This window comes from Pantoea sp. CFCC18179, assembly GCF_059412405.1.
Genome location: NZ_JBNBPM010000001.1, coordinates 87,042 through 101,807 on the forward strand (window position 1 = coordinate 87,042; position 14,766 = coordinate 101,807).

13 protein-coding genes are annotated in these 14,766 nt (G+C 52.9%); 5 read left to right on the forward strand and 8 right to left on the reverse strand.

What is annotated here, in order from left to right:
* Positions 1-115 precede the first annotated feature (115 nt).
* Positions 116-715, forward strand: a complete 600-nt coding sequence (gene azoR, locus ACPUC7_RS00400; protein WP_343551932.1) for an FMN-dependent NADH-azoreductase — start codon at positions 116-118, stop codon at positions 713-715.
* A 119-nt stretch (positions 716-834) separates the two neighbouring features.
* Here the strand turns inward: azoR and ACPUC7_RS00405 are convergent, their stop codons facing one another.
* From ACPUC7_RS00405 to ACPUC7_RS00415, 3 genes are read right to left on the reverse strand one after another with little or no spacing between them, the layout of a single operon-like run.
* Positions 835-1,155: a YdbL family probable chaperone protein gene (locus tag ACPUC7_RS00405; protein WP_494921928.1), complete on the reverse strand. Its 321-nt coding sequence runs from the start codon at positions 1,153-1,155 to the stop codon at positions 835-837.
* 11 nt (positions 1,156-1,166) lie between these two features.
* Positions 1,167-1,355: a YnbE family lipoprotein gene (locus ACPUC7_RS00410; protein ID WP_013509194.1), complete on the reverse strand. Its 189-nt coding sequence runs from the start codon at positions 1,353-1,355 to the stop codon at positions 1,167-1,169.
* Positions 1,352-3,970, reverse strand: coding sequence for a YdbH family protein (locus ACPUC7_RS00415; RefSeq protein ID WP_494921361.1), 2,619 nt, complete (start codon positions 3,968-3,970; stop codon positions 1,352-1,354). Before ACPUC7_RS00415 ends, ACPUC7_RS00410 begins: the two co-directional genes overlap by 4 nt.
* Positions 3,971-4,141: 171 nt before the next feature.
* Between ACPUC7_RS00415 and ACPUC7_RS00420 the strand changes: the two genes are divergently transcribed.
* Positions 4,142-5,134, forward strand: coding sequence for a 2-hydroxyacid dehydrogenase (locus ACPUC7_RS00420; RefSeq protein ID WP_494921362.1), 993 nt, complete (start codon positions 4,142-4,144; stop codon positions 5,132-5,134).
* 16 nt (positions 5,135-5,150) lie between these two features.
* Here the strand turns inward: ACPUC7_RS00420 and ACPUC7_RS00425 are convergent, their stop codons facing one another.
* A complete protein-coding gene (locus ACPUC7_RS00425; protein ID WP_343551928.1) occupies positions 5,151-5,423 on the reverse strand; it encodes a putative hemolysin in 273 nt (90 codons plus the stop codon).
* A 189-nt stretch (positions 5,424-5,612) separates the two neighbouring features.
* Here ACPUC7_RS00425 and ACPUC7_RS00430 point away from each other — a divergent pair, with 189 nt between their 5' ends.
* Positions 5,613-6,269, forward strand: a complete 657-nt coding sequence (locus ACPUC7_RS00430) for an MgtC/SapB family protein (RefSeq protein WP_343551927.1) — start codon at positions 5,613-5,615, stop codon at positions 6,267-6,269.
* A gap of 137 nt (positions 6,270-6,406) precedes the next feature.
* Positions 6,407-9,934 carry a pyruvate:ferredoxin (flavodoxin) oxidoreductase gene (nifJ, locus tag ACPUC7_RS00435; protein ID WP_494921363.1) on the forward strand — a complete coding sequence of 1,176 codons (3,528 nt, stop codon included), beginning with the start codon at positions 6,407-6,409 and terminating at the stop codon, positions 9,932-9,934.
* Positions 9,935-9,973: 39 nt separating this feature from the next.
* Here nifJ and ACPUC7_RS00440 read toward each other — a convergent pair whose 3' ends face one another.
* Entirely contained in the window at positions 9,974-10,174 is a 201-nt protein-coding gene (locus tag ACPUC7_RS00440) for a DUF2767 family protein (protein WP_343551925.1), read from the reverse strand.
* Positions 10,175-10,456: 282 nt separating this feature from the next.
* Here ACPUC7_RS00440 and ttcA point away from each other — a divergent pair, with 282 nt between their 5' ends.
* On the forward strand, positions 10,457-11,392 hold the full coding sequence (gene ttcA / locus ACPUC7_RS00445; RefSeq protein ID WP_494921364.1) for a tRNA 2-thiocytidine(32) synthetase TtcA: 936 nt from the start codon (positions 10,457-10,459) through the stop codon (positions 11,390-11,392).
* A 50-nt stretch (positions 11,393-11,442) separates the two neighbouring features.
* On the opposite strand, the gene ACPUC7_RS00450 is transcribed toward ttcA, so the two are convergent.
* The 3 genes from ACPUC7_RS00450 to ACPUC7_RS00460 all read right to left on the reverse strand — a co-directional run bounded on the left by ACPUC7_RS00450 (position 11,443) and on the right by ACPUC7_RS00460 (position 14,572).
* A complete protein-coding gene (locus ACPUC7_RS00450) occupies positions 11,443-11,589 on the reverse strand; it encodes a hypothetical protein (RefSeq protein WP_343551923.1) in 147 nt (48 codons plus the stop codon).
* Between the two features lie 256 nt (positions 11,590-11,845).
* A complete protein-coding gene (zntB, locus tag ACPUC7_RS00455; protein ID WP_494921365.1) occupies positions 11,846-12,829 on the reverse strand; it encodes a zinc transporter ZntB in 984 nt (327 codons plus the stop codon).
* Positions 12,830-12,952: 123 nt separating this feature from the next.
* Entirely contained in the window at positions 12,953-14,572 is a 1,620-nt protein-coding gene (locus ACPUC7_RS00460) for a peptide ABC transporter substrate-binding protein (protein ID WP_494921366.1), read from the reverse strand.
* Positions 14,573-14,766 lie beyond the last annotated feature (194 nt).

Sequence of the window (14,766 nt, forward strand, 5' to 3'; positions counted from 1 at the left end):
ATTCAATTATTTCGAACATAGATCTCGAAATATTGCGCTTTTACCTCGCGGGCTAACTCCGTACAGTGTAAAGCATTGAGCGGTAAGCCAACCGCGTAACGCACAGGAAAATACCATGAGCAAAGTTTTAGTTCTGAAATCAAGCATCCTCGCTGGTTACTCTCAGTCAAACCAACTGGCTGACTTTTACGCTGATGAAGCTCGCGCCAAAGGTAACAGCGTTACCGTGCGTGATTTAGCGGCACAGCCAATCCCAGTATTGGATGGTGAGTTGGTTGGCGCACTGCGTCCTTCTGACGCGCCACTGTCTCCACGTCAGCAAGAAGCGTTGGCGCTGTCTGACGAGCTGATTGCTGAACTGCAAGCACATGACACCGTTGTTATCGCTGCCCCGATGTACAACTTCAACATCCCAACCCAGTTGAAAAACTACTTCGACCTGATTGCGCGTGCTGGCGTGACCTTCCGTTACACCGAAGCAGGCCCAGAAGGTCTGGTAACCGGTAAACGCGCAGTGATCCTGTCAAGCCGCGGCGGCATCCATAAAGACACCGCCAGCGATCTGCTGACCCCTTACGTGAAACTGTTCCTCGGCTTTATCGGGATCACTGACGTGAACTTCGTCTTCGCGGAAGGTATTGCTTATGGTCCAGAAGTTGCGACTAAAGCGGCTAACGATGCAAAAGACGCGATCAAACAGATCGTTGCTGCTTAAGTTTAAGAACGTGATAAATGCCCGATAATAAAGGGCATGATGCCAACATTGCCGAGCCTGAGTGCTCGGCTTTTTTGTGCATAAAAACAACCTAGTCACCATAAATGGCGCCCCTACAATTACTTTTGCAACCATTGCCCGTTTATGCCGCGCACGTATTCGCCGCTTCCCGCGCGATTAACCAGTTTTTCTCCGGCGATACGCGCTACCTCGCTGGCACTGAGATTGTTTTGCTGCGCCACGCGTTGATATTGCTGCATGCGGCCTTCGTTGATGCGCTTAACCAGCGCTAACGTTTCTTCGTCCTGCTGGCGTGCCGCGACATAACCACTCAACGTTTCGCCCACGCGGCCTTGTTGGCGCGCTTCATCCAATGTTAGCGCCCATGCTGAAGGCACCAGCAGTAGCGCCAAAATCAAGGCGATCCCTTTGCGTTTCATCATGCTTCTCCTCAAAACAGACCGCTTTGGTTTTTCAGCAATGCTTCAACATCTTTGTCCACCTTGATGTGAATCTCATGCTCGATTTTCACATTCATATTGATGGTAATCGGCTCTTTCGGTGCCGCAACTTCAATGCGCGGCACGCAGCCAATCAATGGCAGTCCGGCTGCCAGCACCAGTAATGCCCTGAGGCTCATGGTTGAGGATCCTTTTTCGAAGGTAAGGTGGCATTTTGCTCCACCCAGGATTGCAAATTATCGCCAAAGCGCAAGCTGCGCCAAAGCTGGAACAGGTTTTCTTGATGACGGTAATTGAGATTGACCGATTGGCGGCGATTGCTGAATTGGCTGGTGCCTTTAACTTCCGATTGCATGGTCAGATTGCCGAAGTTATCCAGATCGATAGTCGCCCATGAACGCGAAATCTCCATGTAGCGCAGCCAATCCATCGCGGCGCCAGCCGCAAAGTTATTACTGACAATTGCATCCGCCATGTCTTTATCCATGCGGAAAGTCAGCGGCCCGCTGTTGGCGATCCAGCCCTTTTCAATTAGCCATTGTGGGTTATTCACCCACAATGGCAACTCGCCGTTCACTTTGCCCGACATAGCAAACTGCTTGGGTTTGATCGCGGTAACCAATTTGCTGAGATTGATCTCCTTCAGCGAGACGCGCGCCGGTTGATGCTGCGGCATGCGCAATTCCGGCATGCTGACGTGGCCGCCAAGCAAATCGAGATTGACGTTGCTGAGCGTCAACGGTTGGTGCTCTTGCCACGGATAATGCCCCTGCAAATCGGCGGTGATGTTTTGCAGCGAGAACTGGTTTTTCACTTCGGCAATGCGCAGTGAAACCGGCCCGCGTCGTCCTAATTGCCATTGTTGATTTTTCAAGCGGAACGGCAATGAGAAGTCGATACCGTTGATTTCGCTGTCAGGCATCCACACGCTGCCATTTTTAACTGTCCAGTGCCCGCCAGCTTCAAACCCTTGATCGCTGGCCGCCGAGAACGCCACCTGCGCACGCAATTCGCCAGACTGAATGCGCATTTTCAAATCGCTGCTGAGTAGCGGCTGGAACACCGTTAAGGATTGCGCAGGCCACCAGGCTTCGCCGCGCAGACGTTCGCCATCCCAGCGTCCATGGACGCGCACCGGGCCGATATCTTCCGCGATTAACTGTCCGCGCCAGATGAAGCGGCTGGGATCGCTGCCTTTGGCTTCAAAACTCAGTTCAGACGGCGGCAACCATCCGCCATAACTGAATTGGGTCTGTCCCGATTTGAGCGTGAAACCACCGTTAAACGCTGGATGCAGCGGATCGCGCTGCCAACGCACCGGCGCGGTGAGCGTCAAACGCGGTTTATCGACTTGCACCATGCCGTACGCCAGCTGATCGAAGCCGGTATTCAGTGTGTCGAGGCTTATCAGCGTGTCTTGCCAACTGCCATTGCCCTTCACGTCCCATTTCGCGGTCAGCGGCGCTATCGCGCCGTCGCCCCAATACCGCCAGTTCCAGCGTCCGCTATCTGGCCAGAAATCCGTCGCACGTCCATCAAGATGCAACGTGAAATGGCCAAAGCTGGGATCGTGCGCTTTCAGTATCGCCTGCAAGCGTCCGTTAATGCCGCGTGATGCCAACGTCACGCCCGCCAGCGGCCAACGCGCTTCATCCACTTCCAGCGTGGAGAGTAAACGTCCACGCAACCGCAGTAGCGCGCCTTGTTTGAGGGTTAATTGGGGATCGGTCAATACGCCATGCAGCAAACCCGGCATGCTGCCGTAAAGTTGCAGATCGGCGAATTTGCTTTCGCCGGTCAACTGGATCGGCAACGCACTATCCACCATGCTGAGTTTGCCGGGTCCGACACTTAACACCAAATTGCCTTTGCCGCCGCGCCCTTGCGTCAGCAAATTAAATCGTCCGCTGACTTCGGTGTTTTCCAATCCTTGCTGCCAGTTATTGAGCGTTAATGCTAAACCACCAGAAAGTGGCTGATCGGCTTGTGGCCAGCGCCATTGGCCTTGCGTGATGCGAATTTGCTGCTCGTCCACTTGCCACGGTAACTGCAATAACGGCCGATCGTCACCCTGTTGATTGATAACCAACGTGCCTTGTTGCTGCTGCCAGTTCAGCGTCAAGGCCAGCGGCTGTGGCCATTGCAGCACATTAACATCCGCGTTGAGTTCACCCGCCACCGGTAAACCATTGGCAAAGGTTGGCAAGGTGACATCGCCATGCAGATTAAGCGGTTTTGGCAATAAAGGATGATTGAGTTGCAGTTGCGCGATATGCAGTTGTTGTCCCTGCAAACGGGCATCAACATTGAGGTTATCGCCTTGATAATGCAGTTGCTGGGCATCTTTATCTAAGCTGAGATCAAAACGTCCTGCATATTGCTGCCACGGCAGAATCGTGATTTTTTGCAGATGGATATCGGCGCCTGGCAGCATCTGTTGCCACTCCGCCAGACTGCGTGGCGCATCGTTAGATGTGGATTGCGGCAGTGATTGCAGGCAGTCGCTATTGAGTTGCACTTCATTTGCACTCAGTTGCCAGCGTTTTTGCTGCCATCCCAAAGACGCATCCCTGACCTTCGCTAACTCACAATCGCCAGCCAGATAACGCACTTCAGGAAAATGCAGCGCGCCCTGCTGCCAGCGCGGCGCGCCATTCAGTTCAATGCGGGTATTTTCCGGCAGCCAAATGCCAGCCAGACGCGGTAACCATTGCGTTAGCGTCAGCAGCAATCCCAGCAACAGTAATATCAGCGCCAAAAGCGCAGCAAGTGTTCGACGAAGTCCACGCGTCATGGCAATTAACGTTCCTGTTCTTTACACAATCCTGACGAGGCCGCAAATGATGGCATGTTACGCCCAGTAAATGAAGGTGTTAGCTTCTTAGTCTGGCTGAAGAACAGCAAATTGCTGCGGAAAACGTTATCCTGTGATGATACCGACGTTGCATTTTTCAGGAGCGAAACAATGAAAGTTGCGGTTTATAGCACCAAGCATTACGACCAGAAATACCTCGAACACGTCAATAACAGCTACGGATTTGAGCTGCAATTCTTTGACTTCCTGTTAAGCCCCGCCACGGCAAAAAATGCCGCGGATTGTGATGCAGTGTGCATCTTCGTCAATGATGATGGCAGCAAAGAGGTGCTGGAAGAGTTGGCCGCATTGGGTGTAAAACACATCGCTTTGCGCTGTGCGGGTTTCAATAACGTCGACCTCAAAGCCGCAGCGGATTTAGGTTTAGATGTGGTGCGCGTACCGGCGTACTCACCTGAAGCGGTGGCAGAGCATGCGGTTGGCTTGATGATGACTCTCAACCGTCGTATTCATCGCGCGTATCAGCGCACGCGTGACGCCAATTTCTCGCTGGATGGTTTAACTGGCTTCAACATGCATAACAAAACCGCGGGCGTGGTCGGCACCGGCAAAATCGGCGTGGCGGCGATGCGTATCCTGAAAGGTTTTGGCATGCGCTTGTTGGCCTTCGATCCTTACCCCAGCGCTGCGGCGCTGGAATTAGGCGCGGAGTACGTCGATCTCAAAACGCTGTTCGCCGAATCGGATGTGATTACGCTGCACTGCCCGCTGACGCCGGAAAATCATCACCTATTGAATGCACAGGCATTTAGCCAAATGAAAGATGGCGTGATGATCATCAACACCAGCCGCGGTGGATTGATTGACTCGCAGGCGGCGATTGATGCGCTCAAGCAGCAGAAAATCGGTTCATTAGGCATGGATGTGTATGAGAATGAACGCGATTTATTCTTTGAAGATAAATCAAATGATGTGATTCAGGATGATGTGTTCCGCCGTTTGTCGGCCTGCCACAACGTACTTTTCACCGGTCATCAGGCATTTTTGACGGCCGAAGCGTTAACCGCAATATCCGAAACCACGTTGAGCAATTTGCAACTGCTGGAGCGCGGTGAGAGCTGCCCGAATCAGGTTACGGCCTAAGTGCCTTGCGCCTGCATTAGCGGGCGCAATTGCCACCCATCAACGCTTGCTCATCACAACGACGACCGTTCGCCAACTGACACATGCCAATGCGTGAGCCGTCTAACTGACGCGAAAACGCCAGCGATCCCCCGGCATTACTACAATTAACTTCAGCCATTGATGACATCACCACGCGCGGTTGCACGTGTGCAGCAGTCGCTTGTTGTGGCGGTTCATTATCACTATTGCTGCTACAGGCAGAAAGTAACAGTGTGGCGCCGGCTAGCAGGAAAAATGCAGCTTTCATCGGTTAGGCTCCGGGGAGTGAGCGAAAAAGTCGCACCAGAATATGTCAGGTGCGGCGAGGGATCGATAGGCGACACAGCTTTTTACAAAATTTAATTTCAATGTTTGCAAGCAGATTTATCCTGATTGAGACATTTCCGCCCTTCTCTGCAAGCGGCGAGTTGATTTATCAATGACTAAGGAGGGAAACATGTTGACGGATATGCTAATTCGTATCGCGCTGGCTGGTATTCTTGGCGGACTGATTGGCCTTGAGCGGCAAATGCGCGCCAAAGAGGCGGGATTGCGCACGCACATCTTGGTCGGTATCGGCAGCGCGATGTTTATGTTGGTGTCGAAATACGGTTTTGCCGACATGTTGGTGAGCGATCATGTGGCGCTCGATCCCAGCCGTATCGCCGCGCAAGTGGTCAGCGGCATGGGCTTTCTCGGCGCGGGTACCATCATTATCCAGAAACAAGTGGTGAAAGGTCTCACCACCGCCGCCGGTTTATGGGTGACGGCGGCGATTGGTTTGGTGATTGGTAGCGGCATGTATGAAATTGGCATTTACGGCACGATTTTGGCGTTAGTGGTGCTGGAAACTTTCCGCCGCATCAGCCATTGGCTGATTGGCCGCCATCACACGCTATTGGTGCACCTCAAACCGAAAAGCGTGCCGCTGGTGCTATTAGTGTTGCAACAAGAGAATCTGCGCTATGGTCATATCTCCGTGGTTAACCGTGATGAAGAGAATGGTATGTGTGAACTGAGCGTTGAGGTGACATTGTCACGACGTCAACCGATGCATACTATCTACGATAAAGTGATGGAAATCAAAGGCGTTCAATCGTTAGAGATGATGTAAAAAGCGGCAATGTTAGATGTCTGTGCGCTGGCTCCCCGCGAGCACACAGATGAAAAAGTCGTTGGCGGGCGCTTTGCTAGACTGAATTGATTACCCCCGTAAATTTACGGGTTTCTCAGCGTAGCAAAGGACGACTTATGATTACCGTCGACGGTAACGGTGCTGTGGCTTCAGTCGCGTTCCGCACCAGTGAAGTGATTGCCATTTACCCCATCACGCCCAGTTCCACCATGGCCGAGCTAGCCGATAGCTGGTCTGGCGAAGGCCGCCGCAACATCTGGGGCGATGTGCCGCGCGTGGTGGAAATGCAATCCGAGGGCGGTGCGATTGCCACCGTACACGGTGCACTGCAAACCGGATCGCTCTCCACCACCTTTACCTCTTCGCAGGGATTGCTGTTGATGATCCCAACGTTGTACAAACTGGCCGGTCAACTGACGCCATTTGTGCTGCATGTTGCCGCGCGCACCGTTGCCACCCACGCGCTGTCGATTTTTGGCGATCATTCCGATGTCATGGCAGTACGGCAAACCGGCTGCGCTCAGTTGTGTGCCTCCAGCGTGCAAGAGGCGCAGGATTTTGCCCTGATTTCTCAAATCGCCTCGCTCAACAGCCGCGTGCCGTTTATCCACTTCTTCGATGGTTTCCGCACCTCGCATGAAATTAACAAAATTGTGCCGATCAGCGATGAAACCCTACAGGCGCTGATGCCCGCCGACGCGATTGCTGCGCACCGTTCCCGCGCGTTAACGCCAGATCGCCCCACGATTCGTGGCACATCCGCCAATCCCGATACCTATTTCCAGTCACGTGAAGCCACCAATCGCTGGTATGACGCCTGTACTCAGCACGTTGAAGATGCGATGGCGGCATTTGCGGAAAACACCGGTCGCCAGTATCAGCCGTTTGATTACTACGGCCATCCGCAAGCCGATCGCGTGATCATCATGATGGGTTCGGGCTGCGGCACCGCCGAAGAAGCGATTGATGAAATGCTGCAACGCGGAGAGAAAGTTGGCTTGGTAAAAGTGCGCTTGTACCGACCGTTTTCAGCGGCGCATTTGCTGAAGATGATTCCGACAAGCGTGCAACGCGTCGCGGTATTGGATCGCACCAAAGAACCGGGCGCGCTAGGCGAACCGCTGTTCCTGGATGTCATGACCGCGCTGGCGGAAGCGTACAGCCGTGGCGAACGTGCCACGCTGCCAAAGGTGATTGGTGGCCGTTACGGTTTATCATCGAAAGAGTTTGCGCCAGATGCGGTGCTGGCGGTATTTCGTGCCTTGCAACGCGATCAGCCACCGGCGCGTTTTACCGTGGGGATTTACGACGATGTCACCCATCTTTCGCTGCCGATGGAAGCCAACATCGTGCCGAACCGCGCACGACTGGAAGCGCTGTTTTACGGTTTAGGCAGCGATGGCAGCGTAAGCGCCACTAAAAACAATATCAAAATCATCGGTAACGCCACGCCGTGGCAGGTGCAGGGCTATTTTGTTTACGACTCGAAAAAGGCCGGCGGTTTAACCGTTTCCCATCTGCGCGTCAGCGAGCATCCAATCCAATCGGCTTATTTGATTCAACAGGCCGATTTTATTGGCTGCCATCAACTGCAATTCATCGACAAATATTCGATGCTTGACCAGCTCAAACCAGGCGGAATTTTTCTCCTCAATACGCCTTACAATGCTGATGAAGTTTGGCCGCGTTTGCCGCAGGAAGTGCAGAGCCAACTCAATGACAAACAAGCCAACTTTTATGTGATCAACGCGGCGCGCATTGCACGTGAATGCCAGTTGGGCGCGCGCATCAATACCGTAATGCAGATGGCGTTTTTCCAATTAACGCAGATTTTGCCGGGCGACAGTGCGTTGAGTGAACTGCAAAATGCCATTGCGCGCAGCTACAGCAGCAAAGGTGAAGAGTTGGTGCAGCGCAACTGGCAAGCGCTGGCGATGGCGCAACAAGCTTTACAAGCGGTGCCGCTGCAAGCCGTTAATAGCAATAGTCCGCATCGTCCGCCGGTGGTATCCGATAGCGCGCCGGATTTTGTCAAAACTGTTACCGCCGCGATGTTGGCAGGATTGGGCGATAAACTGCCGGTTTCAGCGTTGCCGCCGGATGGCACCTGGCCGGTCGGCACCACGCAGTGGGAAAAACGCAACATCGCGGAAGCGGTGCCAATCTGGCAACCTGATTTGTGTACCCAGTGCAACCATTGCGTTGCTGCCTGCCCGCATTCGGCGATTCGCGCCAAAGTTGTGGCACCTGAAGCACTTGCTGATGCGCCATCCACATTGGCGTCGCTGGATGTGAAATCACGCGATATGCGCGGACAAAAATACGTGTTGCAGGTCGCGCCGGAAGATTGCACCGGCTGTAACTTGTGTGTCGAAGTGTGCCCGGCCAGCGATCGTCAGCATCCGGAAATCAAAGCGATCAACATGAAATCGCGGCTGGAACATGTCGAAACCGAAAAGGCCAATTACGATGCCTTCCTTGCGCTGCCAGAAATCAGCGCCGAGCAACTGGAGCGCATTGATATCCGCACCTCGCAGCTCATCACGCCACTGTTTGAATACTCTGGCGCTTGTTCGGGTTGCGGTGAAACGCCTTACATTAAATTGTTAACGCAGTTGTACGGCGATCGCTTGTTAATCGCCAACGCCACTGGCTGTTCGTCGATTTATGGCGGCAACTTGCCTTCTACGCCGTACACCACCAACGCCGACGGGCACGGTCCAGCGTGGGCCAATTCGCTGTTTGAGGATAATGCCGAATTCGGCTTAGGCTTCCGCTTGAGCGTGGATCAGCAGAAACAGCATGCGCTGCGACTGTTGGAGCAGTGTGCGCCGCTGTTGCCAATCGAGTTGGTGGATGCTCTCAAAAGTGACAATGTCACCATATCGCAACGCCGTGAACAAATCGAACAGCTACGCGCCCTGCTTGCTGGCTTATCGCAGCCTGAAGCGACGGCGTTAAACAGCGCGGCGGATGCGCTGGTGGAGAAATCCGTGTGGTTAATTGGCGGCGATGGCTGGGCCTACGATATTGGCTACGGCGGCCTCGACCATGTGATGAGTTTGAGCGAAAACGTCAACGTGCTGGTGCTTGATACGCAATGCTATTCGAATACCGGTGGTCAGGCATCGAAAGCTACGCCGCTTGGTGCGGTGACCAAGTTTGGTGAGCAAGGCAAACGGAAGGCGCGTAAGGATCTCGGCATGTCGACCATGCTGTACGGCCACGTCTATGTGGCGCAGATATCGCTTGGCGCGCAACTCAATCAAACCGTCAAAGCTATTCAGGAAGCCGAAGCCTGGCCGGGCCCGTCGCTAATCATCGCGTACAGCCCGTGCGAAGAACATGGTTACGATTTGGCGTACAGCCATGAGCAGATGCGCTTGCTGACCACCAGCGGATTCTGGCCTTTGTATCGCTTTGATCCGCAGCGCGCAGAGCAAGGCAAAGCCGCGCTGGCGCTGGATTCGCGCCCGCCAACTTCTGAATTGGAACAAGCTTTGATGAATGAGCAACGTTTCCGCCAATTGCAAACACAGCGACCAGAGGAAGCATCACAGTTATGGCGCGATGCTACAGAAGCCGCCAATGAGCGCTATCAGCGACTGGCGGAAATGGCAGGTAAAGCCGAGAAAAGTGAGTAGATGAAAAAACCCGGCGCAATTGGCCGGGTTTTTTGTGATTTAGCAGGGTTTGAGTTGCACAATCGCCATTTCAACTGCGCGATTTGGCGCTCCGGTTAACTCCCGATAGCGCAGCTGCAAATTTCGCAGCTCGCTGGCCACCACTTCTTTTTCTGTTGCCGCGCCACGTTGCGCCAGCTCCAGATAACATTGCCCAACTAGCCGGCACGCCTCTTCAAAAACCATGTCGTATGTTTGCATTTGCCACTCCTCACCTTAAGAAAGTAAAAAAAGCACTTCCGCCATCCTGTCAGGGCCGTGTGAGGAAAATATTTGCGCAGATCAATAAATGTTCGAATTGTTCTGGCAAAGCGTGCGCTTTTGTATCAGGCACATTGAAATATCATCAGAAAAGAGAGCACTTCAGGCTAGCATTCGTGCCCGCAATCCGTACCATACGCAGTCATGTTAAAAAGGTTTATTGCCGCTGAACCTCGCTTCAGCCGCTAACGACCTTTGTCTTCACTCTCAAGTGTGAAAATAATGTCAGAAAATCAAGAAGTAACCAAAAAAGAGCAGTACAACCTTAACAAACTTCAGAAGCGTTTGCGCCGTAACGTGGGTGAAGCCATTGCTGACTTCAACATGATTGAAGAAGGCGATCGCATCATGGTGTGTTTGTCGGGCGGTAAAGACAGCTACACCATGCTGGAAATCTTGCGTAATTTGCAGCAGAGCGCGCCGGTGAATTTCTCGCTGGTGGCGGTGAATCTCGACCAGAAACAGCCCGGCTTCCCTGAACATATTTTGCCCGCTTATCTGGACGAATTAGGCGTCGAATACAAAATCGTTAACGAAGACACCTATTCCATCGTTAAAGATAAAATCCCGGAAGGCAAAACCACTTGCTCGCTGTGCTCACGTCTGCGTCGCGGCATTCTGTATCGCACGGCGACCGAATTGGGCTGTACCAAAATCGCGTTAGGTCACCATCGTGACGACATTTTGCAGACGATGTTCCTGAACATGTTCTACGGCGGCAAGATGAAAGGCATGCCACCAAAACTGATGAGTGACGATGGCAAACATATCGTGATTCGTCCGCTGGCCTATTGCCGCGAAAAAGACATTATCCGTTTCTCGGAAGCGCGCCAATTCCCGATCATCCCATGTAACCTGTGCGGTTCGCAGCCTAACCTTCAGCGTCAGGTCGTAGCCGATATGCTGCGCGATTGGGATAAACGTTATCCAGGCCGTATCGAAACCATGTTTACTGCGATGCAAAACGTGGTGCCATCACACATGGCCGACATCAATTTGTTTGATTTCAAAGGCATTAAACACGGCGATGACGTGGTTGATGGCGGTGATTTGGCATTTGATCGTGAAAGCTTGCCGGTAAAACCAGCGAGTTGGCAGCCAGAAGACGAAGATGCGCCGGATCTCAGCGTGCGTCTGGATGTGCTTGAAATTAAATAACTCGATTCAATAGTAAAAAGGCGCGTCGCTTCGGCTACGCGCCTTTTTTATTAACGGTGTGGCGGCGGATCGATAATCGGCGGAAATTCGGGATCATACGGCGGATCAGGATCGGGAATCGGTTGAGGATGTGGAATCGGTTCGGGAATTGGCGGTGGATCGGTAGGAATCGGTTCGCTGGCAATTGTGTCTCGCATGCCCTTTCTCCTTTCGCTGAATGTCCTTTAAGCATAGGAAAGGTTAAGCGACCAAGCCAAGCGGGCAAAAAAAAGCCGGCGGATAGGCCGGCGTCGTACGAATCAAATGTGCTATGCAGTAATTCTAAAAAAGGAAGTAAGACAATATGGAGCGCAACGCCCATCGCTTGACGTTGCATTCACCTGCGGGAAAGAGTTTGCCCCTATTGCCCAATGTGGTTATTGATATCGATCAGGTTTACTCCGCTTTTCTGCCTTACAACCATTTCCGACGTTTCAGCCACACCGCGACGCCGCCCACCATCAATACTAACAGCACGCAAAATGCAGTGAAGCCCAACGGCCAACTGCCGCCGGGAATTCCACCAAGGTTAACGCCGAACAAGCCGGTTAGAAATGTCGCAGGCAAGAAAATCATCGCCATCAATGACATGGTATACGTGCGGCGGTTCATTGATTCAGCAAGAATGGATGCCACTTCATCCGCCAGAATCGAGGTACGTGCCACGCCAGCGTTAAGATCATCCAGCCCGCGCCCCAGTCGATCGGCCACTTCCTGCATGCGACGGCGATCGTCATCATCCATCCACGCCATTTTCTCGATTGCCAGGCGCGCGTACACATCGCGCTGCGGCGCCATGTAGCGGCGCATCACAATCAGCTGTTTACGCAGCAGCGCCAAATCACCGCGCGCTGGCACTTCCTGGTTCATCAAGGCATCTTCCAGCTCAATAATTTTATCGTGCATCTCTTCGATAAATTCACTGGCGTGATCGGTCAACGCATCGCACACATCCACCAGCCAACTGCCGCCATCCACCGGCCCATTACCGTTTTGCAAATCGGTGAGCACTTCATCTACCGCGTACACTTTGCGGCGGCGCGTGGTGACAATCAGCTTATCGTTAATGAACACGCGCATCGCCACCAATTGATCCGGGCGCGAATCGGCATTGTGGTTCACGCTGCGCAGCACAATCATGAAGCCGTCACCGAGTTTGGTGACGCGCGGACGCATGCTGTCGCCTGCTAATGCATCACGTACCGAATCGGGGATCAGCGGCGTTTTTTGCAACCAATCGGCACTTTGTCGTTGGGTGTAATTGAGATGCAGCCAGCAAGGACGCTCGCAGTTGATCACATCTTTATCTTCGATGGGGATCATGCCACCTGCGCCATCTAGCTGACAGGAAACAATGGCATCGGATACTTGTAGCGCTTTTCCTTCAATGACGTTCACGTACTCGCCTCGCTATTAAAATCAATACGATACAGTTTAGCGTGGCGTCGACCAGTTGCAATCTTCGGGCTGTGAGCAAAAGTGACAGGCGATCGTTATGATCGCCTGATTTTGATGGTGGGATTAGTGCTTCTCAATCCACAGTTCGCGGCTGTACGCCACATCTTCGGGATTGGTGATTGGATAGCCTTTCACCCACGGCTTAATCAAACGTCCGTTGGTATATTGGTAGATTGGCGCGATTGGTGCCTGGTCGGCAATGATCTGCTCGGCCTTGTTGTAATCGGCATTGCGTGCCGCCGCGTCAGTTTCCGTGCTGGCTTTCACTAACGCCGCATCATAATCGGCATTTTTGAAGCGCGCGATGTTGGCGGAGTGACTGGATGTCAGCAAGCTGAGGAAGGTGGAAGGTTCGTTATAATCGCCCACCCATGAAGCGCGGATCACATCGAAATTGCCGCTGTTACGGCTGTCGATATAGGTTTTCCACTCCTGGTTTTGCAGCGTCACATCCACACCCAAATTCTTTTTCCACATCGATGCCACGGCAATGGCGATCTTCTGGTGACTTTCTGACGTGTTGTACAGCAACGTCAGATGCAACGGTTTTTCCGGGCCGTAACCCGCTGCAGCCAGCAAGGCTTTCGCCTGCGCATTCAACTCTTGTTGGCTCTGCTGCTGCAAATAACTTTGATGCGGTGTAAAACCGGCGGTGACATCGGGCGTAAAGTGCCAGGCTGGCTTCTCGCCGGTGCCTAATACTTTCTCCGCGATAATGCGGCGGTCAATGCTCCACGACAGCGCTTTGCGCACCCGCGCATCTGCGGTTGGCCCTTTGACAGTATTAAACGCGTAATAATAAGTGCCCAGTTGATCCGGCGTGTAAACCTGGCCCGGCAACTCTTTCTTCAGCAACGTGTACATGTTCTTCGGGAAAGATTCGGTGATATCAATATCATTGGCGCGATAACGTTTGGTTGCACTCGACTCTTCGTTGATCGGGATAAAGGTCACTTTGGTCAGCACCGAATCTTTGTCGTCCCAATAATGCTTATTACGCACCAGCACGATTTTCTCGTTAACCACACGATCTTGCAGTTGATAAGCGCCGTTTCCCACTAGCTTGCCCGGCGATGTCCAACTATCGCCCTCTTTTTCAATCACTTTTTGTGAAACTGGGTACATTGCGGCATTCGCGACCATGCTGGGGAACCACGGCACCGGACGTGACAATGTCACCTTAAGTTGAGTGTCATTTACTGCGGTAACACCTAACTTATCGGCGCTCATTTGCCCTTTGGTGATCGCGTCGGCATTTTCGATACCGCTCAGTGCCGCAAACCAGGCAAACGGCGAGCTGTTTTTCGGTTCAACCAAACGCTGCCAGCTGTAGACAAAATCCTGCGCCGTCACCGGCTCGCCATTCGACCAGCGCGCATCTTTGCGTAGGTTAAAAATCCACGTTTTATTGTCGTTACTGCTCCAGTTTTGCGCCACGCCCGGCACGATTTTACCGTGCGTATCCTGATTGGTCAGGCCTTCAAACAGATCGCGCATCACCTGAATTTCCGGCAGGCCAACCGCCTTCATCGGATCAAGCGAGGCCGGCTCATCTTTAATATGGCGAACGATTTCCTGGGTGCTGGCCAACTGCGCGCCTGCGGGCACATTGGCGGCGAATGCGGGTGAGACAGCGCTGGTTACGATTAAGGCGGCCAGCGTCATTCGGAACGTTATTTTCATCACCACTCCTTTACGCGAAAAAATGGCGACAACCAAAGGTTTGTGTCGCCAGCAACTTTTGGCACTTTATCGCAAATTGCTGATTGGTATATAGCTATTTCCCCGTACGCTGTTTACCGTTATGTTGAGGCTGGATTCCCGGTCACATTTTTAAATTTGCGCGCCAGCGGTTTTGGCGCTGTTGGAAGCATGTC